15 protein-coding genes are annotated in these 16,305 nt (G+C 55.0%); 6 read left to right on the forward strand and 9 right to left on the reverse strand.

Going from position 1 to position 16,305, the window contains the following annotated elements:
- Positions 1 to 124 precede the first annotated feature (124 nt).
- The 4 genes from PVA01S_RS03505 (at position 125) to PVA01S_RS03520 (ending at position 3,162) form a co-directional block, all read left to right on the forward strand.
- The gene (locus tag PVA01S_RS03505; protein WP_127605386.1) at positions 125 to 667 is read left to right on the forward strand and encodes a helix-turn-helix domain-containing protein; all 543 of its coding nucleotides are present in this window, start codon (positions 125 to 127) and stop codon (positions 665 to 667) included.
- A 72-nt stretch (positions 668 to 739) separates the two neighbouring features.
- Positions 740 to 1,042, forward strand: coding sequence for an ArsR/SmtB family transcription factor (locus PVA01S_RS03510; protein ID WP_054797234.1), 303 nt, complete (start codon positions 740 to 742; stop codon positions 1,040 to 1,042).
- A 139-nt stretch (positions 1,043 to 1,181) separates the two neighbouring features.
- Positions 1,182 to 2,159, forward strand: a complete 978-nt coding sequence (locus PVA01S_RS03515) for an LLM class oxidoreductase (RefSeq protein ID WP_127605216.1) — start codon at positions 1,182 to 1,184, stop codon at positions 2,157 to 2,159.
- 13 nt (positions 2,160 to 2,172) lie between these two features.
- Positions 2,173 to 3,162 (forward strand): LLM class flavin-dependent oxidoreductase, encoded by a 990-nt coding sequence (locus PVA01S_RS03520; RefSeq protein ID WP_054797229.1) that lies wholly within the window; start codon positions 2,173 to 2,175, stop codon positions 3,160 to 3,162.
- A 108-nt stretch (positions 3,163 to 3,270) separates the two neighbouring features.
- Here PVA01S_RS03520 and PVA01S_RS03525 read toward each other — a convergent pair whose 3' ends face one another.
- Positions 3,271 to 4,602 carry a purine/pyrimidine permease gene (locus PVA01S_RS03525; protein WP_127605218.1) on the reverse strand — a complete coding sequence of 444 codons (1,332 nt, stop codon included), beginning with the start codon at positions 4,600 to 4,602 and terminating at the stop codon, positions 3,271 to 3,273.
- 242 nt (positions 4,603 to 4,844) lie between these two features.
- Between PVA01S_RS03525 and PVA01S_RS03530 the strand changes: the two genes are divergently transcribed.
- Positions 4,845 to 5,171: a hypothetical protein gene (locus PVA01S_RS03530; RefSeq protein WP_127605220.1), complete on the forward strand. Its 327-nt coding sequence runs from the start codon at positions 4,845 to 4,847 to the stop codon at positions 5,169 to 5,171.
- Positions 5,172 to 5,243: 72 nt separating this feature from the next.
- Here PVA01S_RS03530 and PVA01S_RS03535 read toward each other — a convergent pair whose 3' ends face one another.
- The 7 genes from PVA01S_RS03535 to PVA01S_RS03560 form a co-directional block, all read right to left on the reverse strand.
- Positions 5,244 to 6,827 carry a SagB family peptide dehydrogenase gene (locus tag PVA01S_RS03535; RefSeq protein WP_127605222.1) on the reverse strand — a complete coding sequence of 528 codons (1,584 nt, stop codon included), beginning with the start codon at positions 6,825 to 6,827 and terminating at the stop codon, positions 5,244 to 5,246.
- Positions 6,828 to 6,846: 19 nt separating this feature from the next.
- The gene (locus PVA01S_RS03540) at positions 6,847 to 8,790 is read right to left on the reverse strand and encodes a TOMM precursor leader peptide-binding protein (protein ID WP_127605224.1); all 1,944 of its coding nucleotides are present in this window, start codon (positions 8,788 to 8,790) and stop codon (positions 6,847 to 6,849) included.
- Positions 8,787 to 10,709: a putative thiazole-containing bacteriocin maturation protein gene (locus PVA01S_RS03545; protein ID WP_127605226.1), complete on the reverse strand. Its 1,923-nt coding sequence runs from the start codon at positions 10,707 to 10,709 to the stop codon at positions 8,787 to 8,789. Before PVA01S_RS03545 ends, PVA01S_RS03540 begins: the two co-directional genes overlap by 4 nt.
- Before the next feature lie 54 nt (positions 10,710 to 10,763).
- A complete protein-coding gene (locus tag PVA01S_RS26450; RefSeq protein WP_164751725.1) occupies positions 10,764 to 11,147 on the reverse strand; it encodes a hypothetical protein in 384 nt (127 codons plus the stop codon).
- Positions 11,148 to 11,567: 420 nt separating this feature from the next.
- Entirely contained in the window at positions 11,568 to 12,164 is a 597-nt protein-coding gene (locus PVA01S_RS03550) for an MSMEG_1061 family FMN-dependent PPOX-type flavoprotein (RefSeq protein WP_127605228.1), read from the reverse strand.
- 48 nt (positions 12,165 to 12,212) lie between these two features.
- Positions 12,213 to 13,223 (reverse strand): FecCD family ABC transporter permease, encoded by a 1,011-nt coding sequence (locus tag PVA01S_RS03555; RefSeq protein WP_127605230.1) that lies wholly within the window; start codon positions 13,221 to 13,223, stop codon positions 12,213 to 12,215.
- The gene (locus PVA01S_RS03560) at positions 13,220 to 14,257 is read right to left on the reverse strand and encodes a FecCD family ABC transporter permease (RefSeq protein ID WP_244932886.1); all 1,038 of its coding nucleotides are present in this window, start codon (positions 14,255 to 14,257) and stop codon (positions 13,220 to 13,222) included. The genes PVA01S_RS03555 and PVA01S_RS03560 overlap by 4 nt, the downstream gene beginning before the upstream one ends.
- Before the next feature lie 184 nt (positions 14,258 to 14,441).
- On the opposite strand from PVA01S_RS03560, the gene PVA01S_RS03565 reads away from it, so the two are divergent.
- Entirely contained in the window at positions 14,442 to 15,401 is a 960-nt protein-coding gene (locus PVA01S_RS03565; RefSeq protein ID WP_127605232.1) for an ABC transporter substrate-binding protein, read from the forward strand.
- Positions 15,402 to 15,505: 104 nt separating this feature from the next.
- Here the strand turns inward: PVA01S_RS03565 and PVA01S_RS03570 are convergent, their stop codons facing one another.
- Positions 15,506 to 16,291, reverse strand: coding sequence for a formate/nitrite transporter family protein (locus PVA01S_RS03570; protein WP_127605234.1), 786 nt, complete (start codon positions 16,289 to 16,291; stop codon positions 15,506 to 15,508).
- Between the last annotated feature and the right edge of the window lie 14 nt (positions 16,292 to 16,305).

Consider the following 16,305-nt stretch of genomic DNA (forward strand, 5'->3'; position numbering starts at 1 on the left):
TTCTTATAGAATACTTAGGTTCATATTTGTTAACTTTAAACTATCATGCGACGCTTGGAGTGTCAACCGTTTGTTTGGTATTATGAATATTATATATTTACGACTAAACCAAGGGGCATTCATGATGAATATCGGAGCTACCATTCGCGCTATACGCAAACGTAAAAAACTAACCATTCCCCAGCTGTGCGAGGGAACCGGTCTATCCAAAGGGTTTATCAGCAATGTCGAAAATAATAAAACCTCTCCTTCCATCGCTACATTAGAGAGCATAGCCGCCTTTCTCAAAGTGCCTCTCCCTTATTTGCTGCTGCACGAAGAACAACGGATGCAGGTGACTCGAAAGGAAGAAAGAAAGCTTACCACAACCGGCAAACAAAAATTGAAGGTCGAGCATCTCTCGGCACAGGGAGGACTGCGCATGATGATCGTCGAATTCCCCCCGGGGGCAACGACCGGCGATAACATCCATGAGGGAGAAGAATGCCATTTCGTCTTGAAAGGAACCCTGCTGGCAGAGCAGGGCGAAGATTCAGCCGTACTGGAAGAAGGGGATTCGTTCAGCTGGAACGCCAGTGTCCCCCATAAAGTAACGAACACCGGCGAGGGTCCTGCGCTGGTGCTTATCTCCGTTTACAAGGAAGTGCATTCATATGAGGAGATGTAGCAGGTCGAATCGACAAAATTTACACTTTTCTGGAATATTGACATATCGGTATTCGACGATATAATGAAGCACATGGATCCTATTTTAATTTTTAAAGCTCTATCGAACGAAACGCGCCTGCAAATTCTTCATTGGTTGAAAGAACCGGAGAAATACTTTCCCTCCCAAGAAGGCGGTGACAGTAAGAAAATCGGGGTTTGTGTCAGCCACATTCAAGAGAAAGCGGGTTTATCCCAATCGACCGTTTCTCAGTATCTGTTAATGCTGCAGAGGGCCGGTTTGTTAGAAGTGAACCGCTACGGCCAGTGGACCTACTACAAGAGAAACGAAGCCGCTCTGCAACAGTTGTCTGCTTATATCCGGAATCAACTTTAATAAAGCATGCCCAAGATACATGGCTGAATTTCTTCCGACTGGAAATTCAGCCATGTATATATTGCGTTTAATATATCTAAAAATTTAGATATGTAGATATGTGAGTTTGTAAATTCGTGGATGGGAGCGGGCGAATACAATGAATTCAATTGAACAAAATAGAGCATATAAGCAAATGTATGCCAAAGATAAGCTCACCCTCGGTTTCTTTATCCCGATTGAAGCTCATAAAGGCCGTGACATTCCGACCATGGAAAACCAGGCTCAACTGGCTCGCCGCGCAGACGAGTTAGGCTTCTCCGCGCTCTGGTTTCGCGATGTTCTTCTGCATGATCCCTCTTTCGGCGATGCGGGCCATCTGTATGATATGTGGATTTATTTGACCTATATCGCTGCGGGCACCAACCAGATAGCGCTTGCCACCGGCAGCGTTGTATTGCCGCTTCATCCTCCGGCACGGGTTGCAAAAATGGCGGCTTCTTTAGATCAATTGTTTCAGCAGCGTTTGATCCTTGGCGTTTCGTCCGGAGACCGCATGTACGATTTTCCGGCTCTAGGCGTTTCTCATGCCGATCGATCCGAGCTCTTCCGGGAATCCTTTGCTTATTTGCAAAGGGTTATTTCGGAATCGTTCCCTATCATTTCCTCACCTCTCGGCGTCATGCAAGGAAATGTAAACCTGATTCCCAAACCGGCCGGAAGGGTGCCTACCTTCATTACGGGCTACAGCCAACAAACCATAGAATGGATTGCCGAGCATGGAGACGGATGGGTGTACTATCCCCGGAACGTGGCCAATCAGGCCCGGTCCATTGCGGAATGGCGCAGATGCATCGAAGAGAAAACACCCGGCGTGTTTAAACCGTTCTCCCAGTCGTTATTCATCGATCTGAGCGAGGATCCGGACGAAATGCCTACCCCGATTCATCTGGGGTACCGGCTAGGCAGGAACTTGCTGATTGAACTCTTGGAAAGCTTCCGGGAAATCGGGGTCAATCACGTCGCGCTCATTCTTTCCCTGGGGATCCGGCCGGCTGACGATGTGCTTGAAGAGCTTGGACAATTCGTCCTTCCCCACTTTCCCACCCATACGCATGAACACATGCATAGACCTTAGGAGGTAACGAAAGATGCTTATATCCATTTTGGATCTTGCCCCCATCGTTGTGAACGGTACAGCGGCAGATTCGTTCCGCAATACGCTTGATCTCGCGCAGCATGCCGAAAAGTGGGGCTATAACCGTTACTGGCTTGCCGAGCATCACAATATGCCGGGGATTGCCAGCTCGGCCACATCGCTGGTTATCGGCCATGTCGCAGCGGGCACCAAGAAGATCCGCGTAGGCTCCGGCGGCATCATGCTGCCCAATCATGCTCCTCTGGTCATTGCTGAGCAGTTCGGGACGCTGGAATCGCTCTACCCGGGCCGCATTGACCTGGGGCTCGGAAGAGCCCCGGGGTCCGATCAGCTTACAGCCCGGGCTCTGCGGCGCGGTCTGGGAAGCGACGGTCATGATTTCCCCGAGCTGCTAAGCGAGCTCCGGGCCTACTTGAACCCGGCAGCCGCCGACGCCCGTCCGATGGGCGTGCGCGCCATTCCCGGCGAAGGTCTGAATATCCCGATCTGGCTGCTCGGCTCCAGCGGCTTCAGCGCCCAGCTGGCCGGCCAGCTGGGCCTTCCCTTCGCCTTCGCCAGCCACTTCGCTCCGGATTATATCAAGCAGGCTTTAGAGCTGTACCGCAGCAATTTCCGTCCATCGGAAGCGCTGGATAAGCCTTACGTCATGATTGGCATTAACATCATTGCCGCGGACACGGACGAAGAGGCCCGTAAGCTGGCTACGTCACAGGAGCAGCAATTCCTGAACCTCATCCGCGGCGGCACCGGCCCCTTGAAGCCTCCGGTAGAAAGCATGGATGCTCTGTGGTCTGTCCATGAAGAAGCTATGGTTCGCAGACAATTGAGTTATACCATTGCCGGGAATAAAGAGACGATTCGGAAGGAATTGCCTGCTTACCTTCAAGCAACGCAGGCCGACGAATTGATCGTCGCCGGGCAAATTTATGATCATCAAGCCCGTTTGCGATCCTATGAAATTTTAGCCGAGGTCGTGCAATAACATAAACGTGACCTATATGAAGGACCTGGCCGAGTGGCCAGGTCCTTTGTTGTGCACATCCATGAATCAGACTTTCCCCGTGCCGGTTCTGCTCTCCAGAAGCGCCCGTTAAGGACGAATGCCCTCGCTGACCGGCGCCTGCTTGGGAAGCCACGTCTGCTCGAGCAGCAAGGCGGTCAAAATCCCCACCAGCACGCCGTTACTCATGATATACTGCAAGACCGTCGGCAATCCGGAGAAAACGGCTTGCGGCAAAAACATAACTCCTGTTCCAAGCGTAAGCGAAAGGCCAAGGATGGTCAGACGCCGTTGATCCAACGTTTCTTTCAGGACCGAGCTGATCCCAATCCCGACCATCTGTGAAAACAACGCCAGCATGGCTGCATTCGCAACGGGCTCGGGCAGCGTGGAGAGGAACGCGTATACGAACGGAAAAAAAGAAGCCGCGGCAAACGCCAGACAGGCGATAAAGAACGGAAGCATCCGGGTCTGACCGGTCGTGCGCACAAAGCCTGAAGAGACGGAAAAGGGAACGGTTGCTATCGTTGAAAATACGGACGCCAGGATTGTCGATACACCGCTGATCAATCCGCCCTTCTCTAAACGACCTTCACGGCCGACAGGTTGGCCTGTCATCTGCTCTCTTTCACTAAGAACCTGCCGCATAGAGGATACCGAAACGATGACACTGGAAACGAGTACAAGCGAGACCATGACCGAGGAAATGAACGTGCCTGCGTCCAGCCGCGGCAATCCCCATGCGAATAGATCCGGTAAGGATACAAGTGCCGTCGCCCGGGGCATACTTTCTCCCCCGTTCACCAGCACAAAGACCACCCACCCGGCAATCATCCCTGTGAGGACCGCATAGCTTTTCATCCAGCTTTTCCCCCAGATGGAGAGAGCCAGCACCAGGAGGAAGACGGAGAATGAAACGGCGACATTGCCCGGTTCAATCGGGGTCGACGTCCCGCTGAACCCTATCATTCCCTTTAACATGGCGCCGCTTAATTGAAAAGTGAGGATGATCAAGTAAACCCCGTTGACCAGAGGTGTAAATAACTTGAGCATCTTTTCCATCCAGCCCGCCGCCCCAAGGACCGCCAAAATCGTGCCCGCCAGCAGCATGGAGCCTTCCAGCAGCCGCAAGTTCTCCATGGGATCCTGTTGATTTAAGAAAGCCATCTGCCCCATTAAAACAAAAACCCCAACCCAGATGCCGGCCGGACCGTCAACGATAGGCAAGCGGTGACCTAACCATCCCCCCAGTAAAGTCGATACCCCCACGACAAGGAACGTGCGCTGCATGAACCCGGAAATTTCATCGGCGGGCAGTTGATAGGCATGACCGATGATGATCGGAAACGCTATAGATCCGGCAAGCAAAAACATAAACCATTGAATGGAGGCCATAGCCGTTCCCCATGATCCGTTTTTCATTCTTGATCTCCTCTTCTTCCTCTTCGTAATGGTAACCGAATAATGACATTTATTCTCTAAGATTACTCTTACTCCCCCTGCAGCTCAAGATTTTTTTGGCATCCGCGTATAGGGATAAGTGCCCTTTTCCCGCATGCCGGCATATGATGCAGTATGTTAAGCGAAGGATCCATGGCTGTACGAAGCAGTGAGAGGCATAGATCCGGCGCGACAAAGCTCAACTTCACCGCGGGAGGAAAAACATGAATCAACAACAACTATCCGGACAGAACCCCCTGGCAGTCCCCCCATCCTACCAGCCGATGCAGCCGGGTCCGGCTCAACCGTCAATTTATCCTTGGCCTCGTCAAGACTACATCCTGTATGAGGACTACTTTCAAGACGTACGCGATCATGACTACTATTTTCATGATGATTATGTTCATGACTATTGGGATCAGCCGGAGCCTGCCTGGCACCATCCGTGGGATCATCACGAACACCGCTACTCTTGGTGGCATGACGGGCTGTGGTACGATAACTCCTACCCTCCATCCCTCTTGCCGGCTTATCCTGGCTTTATCGATTAAAGAAAGCCGACACCCCTACTACGGGTGTCGGCTTGAGTCCTATCCAATATAGCGGCTAGTTTCCTTGGATAACTAGCCGTGCAAACCTCCTTGCAGCCTTGGGCGATGCCGATACGGGCCGACTGCGATTTGGATCAGACTCGTTTTGCCTTGCGGCGTTAACCGGTAGATCTCATCGCACACAGCCGCATCAAAGGCGAGCAGCGGATGTCCTCCCATCCCGAGAGCGGATGCCGCAAGCAGTAACCGCTGCACGAGCATTCCCGCTTCCATCTGTTGGATGCGGTATCCTCTGTAGCCCAGTTCAGACTTGTAGTGCTCCTTGTCCCCCGATACGTGCAGGCAGAGCGGCACCTGGAACAGATTGACAATGTCTGGAGGCGTCCCCTGCAGCAGCCGGAACCGGTGGTCACCGGGACGTATGGGCCGCAGCGCATGAGCTGAGCGGTCATAGCGGTAAGCGCCATCCGGGACGCCTTCTACATGATGTAAACAGCCATGCAGCGATACCCGGGACTCCGGCGGCCGTCCATGCGCTCCATCCAAGTCGTTCCAATACGGGAAGGATGCCGTCGCCTCGTGAAGCAGCGCGGCTACTTGCAGCCGGCTTACCTTGGCCAACGCGAAATCCATCGCCGGCGAATACCGCTTTCGGCAAGCCGAAGCCAGATCATAGGACAATCGCTTCACAAGAGGCAAGGCCACCGCCCGATCCCCGCCCTCAGCGGTTCGTCCTTCCCCGACCTGCCGGAACGATTCCCTCGAATCCAGCCGGGACGCTTCATTCATGCGGATCAGCATCGGGTACTCCACCATTCTCCGCGACCGCACATAGTGGTCGTGCCGAACCGCAGGCAGCTCCTGGCCTAGTTGTGTGGCCGACCCCATCGTGCCTCTGTCGCTCCCGACCCCGAACCATGTGACCGCAGGCTCCACGGACAAAGGAATGACGGCGTACACGCTCTCCTCATTCTCGTTGAGCCCTATAAGATGGTTGACAGCCCGGTCGAGAAACTGGAAGTAAACCCCCGAAGCAAACTTGTAGCGTTTGGCCACCTCCAGCAGCTGCCCGATCAGCACGCCGGCATCCAGCCCTTGAAGGCGGTATGAGAAATTATGGTATTTAAAAAAGTTTTTCCAATACATCGCCGACACAAAAACGGCGGCGAAACAAGCCGACACCTCGCAGCGGCCGCCAAGAGCCCGGGCCAGATACGAATCGAAATGTCCTTCGCGCAGCAAGACCAGGCGATGGTGCGCGGCATCGTAGTGGTATACCCCGGCAGGCAAATCGTCCAGTTTCAGATACACGTACAATTCATTGGCATACAGCCCCCCGCCGGACGGGGCAAACCGCCGGCAGGTTGAGCTCAGATCCGCGGTTTGTTCCGCAGGATCCGACCAAAAGACGGATTGACTGAACTGCGTGAGTCCATAGGTGTACCAGAGGAAATGACCGATTTCGCGAAGAGCGGGCATCGAGGGCGATACCCGTCCCTCAAGCGTCAGCGGGATTTCAGCAGACAACGGGACCGTAGGCAGCCCCCGGTAGAGCTTATAGGCAAGCGGTGCGTCTTCCCAATCCACCTCCCAGTCCGCGGGTTTGTTCTGGTCGATGTCAACATGCAGATGGCGCAGAAAGGCATCCAGACTCATCTTTCCCTCCTACTCGCGTTTATGGAAACGGATGCGGATGCGGATTAAGCTGTTCAAGTGTGAGCGGCTGCTTCACATAGCCGAGTTCGGCCGGAACCCGCAGCACCCTTTCCAATCCTGTCAAGCGCGTCAAGTGATGTCCGAATGTCATCGGCAGCATGCCCGGTATCAGTACTTTCACACAGTGCAGTCCGTTTCGCCTCATCTCCGCCGTCGTCTGATTCACGACGATGACTTCGAGGTTCAAGCGGTTGAACACTTGAATCAAACTCATCAGATCATCAGTCAGATCGGCCCGTCTCTCCCTTGGCTTGAATTCCTCGTTAAAGGTTCGCAGCGGGCGCTTCTCATCGAGCAAAAAGTGCAGGCGTTCTTCCGCCTGCGGCAAACCGTACAGCATGGAGTGGTGTTCCATCTGCTGCACCAGGGACGAATCTTGGAGCATTCGCGCATATTCCTCCCGGTTTGCCTCAAATTTCTCGTCCATCGTCCGCATCATACCGGCCAACTCGTAAATCGCGCCTTTCACCGCCCGGATCGGGTCCAGATGGGATCCTGCTGCACAGATGAGGTTCAGCCCGGTTGGCTTCCTGTTTTTCGCCACGGCCCAGACGCTGGGGATCCCGTTCTCCATCGTCGCGTTAAATACATGCAGATCGAATCCCGCCACGGCCTGCACACGCTCGACCATCAACTGCAGCTCCTCGTCGTCCGCTGAACGAAGCTCGAGGCGCGGGAGCGGCAATTGCGCGTACCAGGTCAGCAAGAAGGAATCGCGCTCCACGATCTCCAAAATACCGTAAAATATAGCTTCCTCCAGGCTTCCGCCCAAGGCGCAGCCGTTGGAGGTTTCATAAACGAAGCCGTGTCCGCAGCCCAAGCTGTAATAGGAGAGCAGCTCCGGAACGAGAATCGGCCGTTCCTGCAGGAACGAATAGCCCCATACCCAGTCGATTTTACGATCGGGATGAAACGGCTTGAACGGAAACCTGGGACGCTCATACTGCGCCTTGTCGTGCACGCCAACCTGGAAAGGGTTGAGCGCTTGGTCCCGCAGACGGCTGAAGCTGTCGCGGATGACGGTCCGCTTGCCCCGGGGAGTAACGCCGCCGTAGCGCTCCAAAGCCTCCAGAACGGCGGTCAGCTCGCTTTCCGCATAGGAGTGCGTCCGGCCCGCCGAAACTTCATCGCCCGTGAACAGCGGCTGGTTCACCGTTACATCGGCAAACGGCGACACGAGATCTACCATTTTTCCGTTCAACAGGCCGGTCCGGTAATCCAAGTAGTCTTTGAGCAAAACTTGCTTCAGTTCGTCCAGCGGACGGCAGCGGAAGCTGTCCGGGCTGCTCTTCGGATTAGGCTGCAGCGAAATGTGCGCAGCTTCCGGCGAATCGTCGGGCACTTGCCCGCAAACGGAACAAAGCGGGTTGGGCAGGAAGAAGTGAAGCGAGCTGCGCAGCGTTTTCAGGTTGATGGCATATACCTTGTCTCCCAGTAAGGCCGGTTCTCCCTGAAGCGCTCGCCGGGCTTCCGCCGCGAGCAGGTGAGCCGCCTGCAGCAGTCCTGTGCGAGACGCCCACGCATCGCGGCGGAAGCCCTCGTGCGCAGCCAAGCTTTGCCGCAGCTCCCACATTTCCTTGCGGTCTCGCCCCGCCATCAGATGCCGCATGTCGGCGCACTGCGAGCACCCGGGGATACCCGGGCGAACCAGCGGTCCGATGAGGCCCTCGCCGAAGTGGACAAAGCCCCGTAACCAGGCAATGCCGGCCGACTGGAACACCTCTTCGGCCTCATGATACGCGGAGGGATGCCACGCATCATGCAGCAGCAACGCCAACTCCGCTGCTTGCGGGATGCCATCTCTCAAGCCTGTTTGACGAACGACCTGATATTGGGCGGACAACTCGCTGCATACATAGTCGGCCAACAGTCCATCTCCGACAACCGCGACGACAGCGCTCATTGATGCTCCTCCTCTCGCCATACCACGCCGAACGCACCCGCCAGCTCCTCTTCCCACAACGGTTCCGCCGTCAGCTCGAAGACTTCGAGCCGCTTCTGATTCCGCTTCAAGACCTGCAGGGCCGATTGCAATACCTTCGACTGCTCCCCGTCTTCACACGGGGAAATCACGAGGCTTTGCCGTGCGTTTCTTTCAGGCTGCAGGGATAACACCTCGACGGCTTGCGTCAGACGCGCCGCCGGATGTTGTACCTTCAGCAGCGCCTGCTGCAAGGCTTGCCGCAAGGCCAGCGTCGCATTCAACCCTGCACTGCCGTACCAGCGACCGCCCGTTCCGATCCACGCTACGGGGAATCCGCACAGTTCCTCCCCCAGCCCGATCATCGGTTCTCCTTGCAAGGTAGTCAACGCCTGTAAATAATACCGGCAGCGGTCATCCTCTACCGCTCGAAGCCGCAGCGGAATGACCGTTGTCTGCCGCTCCTCTTGCCGCTTGCGCAGTTCCTCGTCCAAACGATGACGCAGCCCGCGGCTAACGCCTTCCGCGACGGTTGCCCCTGCTCCCACACCGACGAATTCATGCGGTTGCACAAGCTTACCCTCTGCCAGCGGCCGGACCATACGCGACAGATACGCTTCGATCCCGGCCAGTCCCGCTTCCCTTCGCGCTTCCTCATGCGTCAGTCCCGCAGCAATGATGTCCGGCAGCGGCATAACCGGCCCCTCCGAGAGCGGATCGGCCGGCCGGACGCGGCATAGCGCCAACGGCAGCTGCTTCAAGTCGCCCTCCTCCCAACTGTGGAAAATGCCCGATTGCGGCGATGTCAGCTGGTTAAAGAAAGGAAGCAAACCCCCGGATTCATCCCCGTCCTTGCTGTGTTCGAGCCGCACATCGAGATCTTGAACCCATTGGACGGCGGAACGTCCGGTCACCAGCGGATGGGGGACGAACGTATGCCAGCCGCCTTCCAGCGTCTCCAGATCAAGGAGGAAGAATTGATTGTACAATTCCGCTTCGGTCATGCCCGTAACCGTTTTAAACAGCTCAAACACAATGACATTCGCGAGCATCGCTCCCGCTACGGAAGAAAACGGGTGCAGCTGCGGGTCTTTGTCGATGGCGGACCGGTGTATCCGGCGCCAAGCCGACTCCCAGCACCCCTCGGAGTCCGGGTGCACCACAGGGCCGGCGAAACCGACCTGCTGCATACACATGGCGGGGAGAAACACCTTCTTCTCAGCTCGGCAAACCGCATGAAGAGCCCTCAGTTCCTCGGTATTGCCCTCCTCCGACACATACAGAATCGAATGAAACGGCTGCACGGCTTCGCGCCAGCTCTCTTGCAGGCCAACCTCTACAAGCGCCGCCTCGGGATCGGCTCTGCGGGCATGCGCCTCCAGTTCCGCCAACCGCCACCGGTGGGCCGGCTCCGACTTCGTGATCAGCACGTGGACCTTAGGCATGCCGGATTCGAACAACGCCGCAACGAGCGAGGCCAGGAAGGAACCTGAGCCGACCGCCAATACCGGGGCTTCCCGATAGGATTGGAAACGGTACGCGCCCGAATCGCCGAAATTGTCCAATAATTCAATTTGCGGGGCAAAGTTTTGGAGAACTTCGTCCGGCAATTGATGCGGGCGGTCTTGACTCACATCCCGGACAAAACCGTTTTCGTACATTTTTCCTGCGATTTCATACACCCGATCCCGATACGGTTCCGGTAATCCGTTCGTCAAATCGTCCAACGTGTACTTGCCGTTGAACACCGGGATCAGCTTCTCGATCCATTGATCGATCGTACTGCCTTCCAACTTGAACGAGCCTGAGTTATTTCGAAAATAGACATGGCCATCTGGATCAGGAAGAAAAAACGTATCCCCTTTCACTTTCAGACGCATAGAAGGATTCAAACCCGTCATTCCGCTCCTCCTTACCGCGAGCAGCTTTATAAGCTGTGCCCTCACGTTTTATCTTTATCTTATGTACGGCTTGTTGTCCCACTTGCCTAATCTTTTTCTTGTTGAGAAAAAACCCCTGCGAAACAAATGCATGGTCTGCGCAGGGGTTGCCTTTTCTGCAATACCAGCCGCGGTTTCCTTCAGAAAACTAGCCTGCGAAACAACGGTGGGCACAACCGCCGCAGCCGCCGCAGCCACCGCAGCCACCGCAGCCGCATCGGAAGCCGCCGCAGCCGCACCGGAAGCCGCCGCAGCCGCACCGGAAGCCGCCACAGCCACAACGGAAACCGCCGCAGCCGCATCGGAAGCCGCCTCCGCCGCACTGGAAGCCGCATAGTCGAGCCGGATCGTACTGGCCTTGGTACTCCATAGGTACCATCTCGCCTGCTTGGAATTCACTAATTTTCAATTGTTGAAGCTCTTTTTTGAAATCATCCATGATTTAACCTCCGAAAATTTAGTTTAGTTGGAGTTTTCCGCGTAACAGGAATGTGCAGGAAGCACGAGCTTTAGGCAAACGCACCATCCAACATATACTGCAATTTATGAAGGAGGCTCCGCTCTTGTTACTGATTTTCTCCTTTTTCTTTGCAGCCCTTGGCCACATGCAGGCCCCATCCCGCTTCCATCGGCGGAGATTCCAAAGCTGCCTATACCTTCTTGCCCCGGAAGCTTCCCCGCATCATGGAAAAAACAAATAAGGCACCCTCAACAGGTGCCCTTACCGCTTACCGCACAATGAGAAATATATTTCCGCAGATTGCGCATCGGACCTGATATCCGAACGCCTTCATCCTTGTTCCCTTTCAAGGACGAAGGCTATTCCTTCAGTGTGTAGCCATTGATCTTCAAGTGAGCTTGAAACATCTCCGCTGCTGAAGGCAAGTTCTCTTTCGAAGGCCACGTGTCAACATCCCAAATTTGAGATTTGTTTAAAGCTCTGGAGCAATGGATAAAACATTCCTCCACCTCAACCACAACGCTAAGTAAAGGAGGCTCTTGGTTCGCGGGCCACTTTGGCATAACGTCAGCGGTTTTGACTACACAGGCACGTCCATTAATCCGCAGCACTTCATGGAGTCCGGGGATGAGAAAGAGAAGTCCGGCATGAGGGTTGGATAAAATGTTAAACATTGAATCCCCCCGTCTGTTGCCCGGTTTTTCGGGGATCATCAATCGACGCTCATCCAGAATGTGCACAAATCCCGGCTGATCCCCCCGGGGGGAAACGTCGCATTTCCCTTCTGCGCTGCTGGTCGAAATGAATACAAGTGGCGACATGGAGATGAAATCCTGGGTACGTTCATCTAACTGAGCAACACTTTTCTTTACAACCGCTTGGTGAGGCGTCCCTACCAGCTCTCTTAACTCGTTCTGCGAACGAATGGAAAGTTCAAAAATATCGCTACCGTCCATGGTTGAATTCCTCCGTCTTCTGGTCAAAAATGGTCATCGTCATCCGCCTTACTTCACTCTCATCAGCAAATACACAAAATACGGTGCGCTAACCATGGAAATGACCAGTCCGGCGGGAATCTCGGTGGGCGGCAAGGCGTTTTTTCCAATCGTATCCGCCAGCAGCAGGATGAGCGAGCCCAACAGCGCCGCTGTCGGCAGCAGCATCTGATGTCTGGGCCCGACAAGGCGGCGGGCGATATGGGGAGCGATGAGGCCCAGGAAGGAGATTCCTCCCCCGGCAGCCACACCGAGACCCGCCAGCGCCACCGCCAGCACGAGAAGGATGAGGCGCTCCCGGTCTGCACGAACACCGAGTCCCATCGCCACCGGACTGCCCAAATTTAATACATTAAGCGTATGAGCTTTATACAGCGTGTACGGAAGCAGCACCGTATACCAAGGCAGCAGCGCCCATACAAACGACCACTGCGTCGTCCACAAATCGCCCGACAGCCAGACCGCCGCTTTCATGAAGTCAAGCGGATTCAGCCTCAGCTGCAGGGCAATCAGGATAGCGCTCAGACCGGCGTTGATGCCTATCCCGACCAGAATGAGACGAGTGGCTTGAAGTCCGCGCTTCCAGGCAAATACGAAAATGAAAACTGCGGTCAATAAGGCCCCGGCAAAAGCAAAGAGCGGCAGCATGAACGTGCTTAGCGTGCTCAGCCCTCCGGTTGCAGTTTGAAACAAGGTGATATAAACGACGACCGCTAACCCCGCTCCCGCATTAATCCCCAGGACGCCGGGATCCGCCAGTTCGTTGCGCGCCGCGCTTTGCAAAATAGCCCCGGAAACCGCCATGCCGGCGCCAACGAGGAGCGCCAGCACGATGGAAGGCAGCCGAATGTGCAGCAGGATCAGCTGCTGTTTCTCGCTTCCGCTGCCGATGAGCGTCCGGAATACTTCGCCGGGTGACAGCGAAACGGCGCCGAGGTTCAGGCTGACTAAAGCGACAAGAAAGAGGAGCACCGCCAGCGCCAGCATCGTCCAACCAAATTTACCCGGCATGCTGTTCATGAGAACCGTCCCCCTTCTCTTCGGACTAAATACAGGAAGAACGGCACGCCCATGGCGGCTGTCACTACGCCAACCGGCGTTTCGTACGGCGGACTGATCATCCTTGCCCCTACATCGGCCAGCACCAGCAGAAAGCTGCCCAGCACGGCGGAAACCGGAAGCAGGAAGCGGTAGTCCGGCCCGACCAGCATGCGGCTGATATGAGGGACAACCAGTCCTACAAAGCCGACCGCCCCCGCTACGGCAACCGAGCTGCCCGTTAACAGCAGCACCGCGAAGACCCCGAGTATTTTAACCAGCATCACATGGATGCCCAGTCCCTTCGTCACTTCCACTCCCAGATTGAACAGCGTTAACGAGCGGGCGAGCAGGAGGGCCAGCGGAATGCCGATCGCACCGGCTGCCGCAAGCATCCGAACCGCCTTCCAATCGGTATTGGCCAATCCGCCGGCATACCAGAAGCTCATCTCTTTCGACACGTTAAAATGCAGCGCCACCACGGAAGTGAGCGAGCTCAGAAACATGCCGATCGCCACACCGGCAAGAGCCAGCTTGACCGGCGTAATCCCCCCTTTGGAGACGGAGGTAATCGTAAAAACAAAGAAGGCCGCGAGCCCCGCGCCGATCATCGAAGCGGCTGTCGCCCCAAGCGCCGAAACGCTCGGGAACAGCGTCATCGTGATCACGAGAGCGAACGCCGCCCCGTAAGAAACCCCTAGGAGCGAGGGCTCCGCGAGCGGGTTTCTTGTCATCGCCTGCATAATAGCGCCCGATATCGCGAAATAAGCGCCAATCAATATGGCCGCCAGAGCCCGCGGCAAACGGATTTCCCCGACGATTTGGTGAGTCGTATTACCGGCTTCATAATGAAACAAAGCCTCCCATACGGTTGCCAGCGTCAAGTTTTTCGTCCCGTAAACAAGAGAAAGGGCCAGCGCCAACAAGACACAAATGATGCCGACGGAAAACATCAAGCCGGTTCGCGCCCCCCGCCCCGCGGGTGCCTTGATTTGTCCGAACTGGTTCGTTGCCAATTACATTCAACCTTCCTAAACCGTTAATAGGGTACTGATGAGAATTATTATCATTATAAAAGTATGTAACGCTTGTTTCAATCACTTTCGCATAAAATAGCCCGATTATGAAATTAATGGATGTTGACGATTATCTTGAGAATGGTTATCATTATCGTCGGAAACACATTCTAAGGAGGCCACTATGCTATTTCGCAAACAAACGATAGGATCGACCATTCTTATGATCTGCGCTTTATTCCTGCTGGCCGCATGCGGCAGCAATGACGGCAAGAGTACAAGCGTAAACGAGAGTCATAAACAGGCTGGAGCGGAATTGAAAGTAACGGACGCGATGGGCGAGGTGACCGTTCCCGCAGACGCCAAACGCATCCTCGCGCCGCACCTGGAAGATTCGCTGATAGCACTGGGGGTAAAACCTGCGGCCCAATGGTCGATCGGCGCTACGGTGCTCGATTACCTGCAGACCGATTTGAAAGGCGTGCCTACAATCGGTTGGGATTTGCCGATCGAACAAACGATCGGAGCTGACCCGGACCTGATTATTTTCAGCTCGGCATCGGCTGTCCAAAACGGGCAGTACGAAAGCTATAAAAAAATCGCCCCGACTTATATTTATAAAGATGCGGATAGCGCTGACTGGCGGAAGCAGCTGCAGATCATGGGCCAGCTGCTCGGCAAAGATAAGGAAGCCGCCGATAAGTTGGCCAGTTACGATGCGAAAGCCAAGCAGGCCAAGGAGAAGATCAAGGCGGCAATCGGCGACCAAACAGCCGCGATTCTTTGGGTGATCGGCGACCAGTACTATCTGTTTGAGAATAACCGGTTTGCGGCGAACGTCCTGTTCGGTGACCTCGCGGTCGCTCAGCCGAAAATGATCCAACAACTGCCTGCGGCGGAGAACACCTGGAAACCGATTGCTCTTGAAGCATTGGCCGATCTCGATGCCGACCATCTGTTCCTTGCCAGCAAGCCGGAAGAAGCCGGTCTGGACAAACTGAAGCAGAGCGCGATTTACAAAGGACTCAAGGCGGTCAAAGGCGGTCACGTGTATGAGATGGCCGATCCGAGTCCCTGGACGATCAGCGGCCTCATAGCCAACGAAATCACGATGGATCATATCGTTAAAGCCTTAGTGAAATAACGAGGACCGTTACAAAGAAACTCCCGGCTGAGCATACCGTCGCTTGGCCGGGAGTTTTTCGATTATTTTTTGCAAAACCTCCCGCACGTTCTACCGGCAGGCTGCTACCTGCTTCTCTCCTGCGTACCTCTGATATAGGAGATCCAATACACGAGCGCAACGAATAGCGAACCTCCAACCGCATTGCCCAGAAAGACAGGAATGAAATTACTGCCCCAATCGGCCCAGCTGGCATGACCTGCAAAAATTGCAGCCGGAATGATAAACATATTCGCGACCACATGCTGAAAGCCTATAGCTACAAAACCCATGATTGGAAACCATATGGCCACAATCTTCCCTGTGACATCGTCGGCCGAATAGGAAAGCCAGACGGCCAGTCCGACCAGCCAATTGCACCCGATGCCGGATACAAACGCCTGAAGAAAAGTTTCACCCAGCTTCGCATCGACAATCGACAGCGTTTTCGCCAGGAATGGACCTTCGGCCGTTAACCCGACCACATGACCGAAAAGGAACGCTACACAAACAGCGCCCAGAAAGTTACTCACGGTGATCCAAAACCAATTCCGCAGAAGTTGACGAAATGAAGCTTGCCCGGCAAGCATCGCCATCGTTACCAGCATCATATTCCCGGTCAGGAGCTCCCCGCCGCCGACGATGGTAAGAACGAGACCTAACGGGAACACAGCCGCCCCTAGAAACCCGGACAAGCTCCCCCACTCCTTGGGCATGCTCCCGCTGACACGAATATCCAATAAAAAGCCTAAAGCGATAAATGCGCCGGCCAAAAAACCGAGGGACAACAGCGTTGGAAGGGGCAAACTTATTTTGCGCTTGCCTGCCTCGATGCTTAATTCCGCGACCCGTTGAGGAGTATTGTAAGCCATTGATTACCTCCAAC

The organism is Paenibacillus validus NBRC 15382 (assembly GCF_004000985.1).
Classification (GTDB): Bacteria; Bacillota; Bacilli; order Paenibacillales; family NBRC-103111; genus Paenibacillus_G; species Paenibacillus_G validus.

Coding starts and splice junctions, on each gene's coding strand:
- PVA01S_RS03505 (WP_127605386.1), top strand. CDS start 125: ATGAATATCGGAGCTACCATTCGCGCTATACGCAAACGTAAAAAACTA.
- PVA01S_RS03510 (WP_054797234.1), top strand. CDS start 740: ATGGATCCTATTTTAATTTTTAAAGCTCTATCGAACGAAACGCGCCTG.
- PVA01S_RS03515 (WP_127605216.1), top strand. CDS start 1,182: ATGAATTCAATTGAACAAAATAGAGCATATAAGCAAATGTATGCCAAA.
- PVA01S_RS03520 (WP_054797229.1), top strand. CDS start 2,173: ATGCTTATATCCATTTTGGATCTTGCCCCCATCGTTGTGAACGGTACA.
- PVA01S_RS03525 (WP_127605218.1), bottom strand. CDS start 4,602: ATGAAAAACGGATCATGGGGAACGGCTATGGCCTCCATTCAATGGTTT.
- PVA01S_RS03530 (WP_127605220.1), top strand. CDS start 4,845: ATGAATCAACAACAACTATCCGGACAGAACCCCCTGGCAGTCCCCCCA.
- PVA01S_RS03535 (WP_127605222.1), bottom strand. CDS start 6,827: ATGAGTCTGGATGCCTTTCTGCGCCATCTGCATGTTGACATCGACCAG.
- PVA01S_RS03540 (WP_127605224.1), bottom strand. CDS start 8,790: ATGAGCGCTGTCGTCGCGGTTGTCGGAGATGGACTGTTGGCCGACTAT.
- PVA01S_RS03545 (WP_127605226.1), bottom strand. CDS start 10,709: ATGACGGGTTTGAATCCTTCTATGCGTCTGAAAGTGAAAGGGGATACG.
- PVA01S_RS03550 (WP_127605228.1), bottom strand. CDS start 12,164: ATGGACGGTAGCGATATTTTTGAACTTTCCATTCGTTCGCAGAACGAG.
- PVA01S_RS03555 (WP_127605230.1), bottom strand. CDS start 13,223: ATGAACAGCATGCCGGGTAAATTTGGTTGGACGATGCTGGCGCTGGCG.
- PVA01S_RS03565 (WP_127605232.1), top strand. CDS start 14,442: ATGCTATTTCGCAAACAAACGATAGGATCGACCATTCTTATGATCTGC.
- PVA01S_RS03570 (WP_127605234.1), bottom strand. CDS start 16,291: ATGGCTTACAATACTCCTCAACGGGTCGCGGAATTAAGCATCGAGGCA.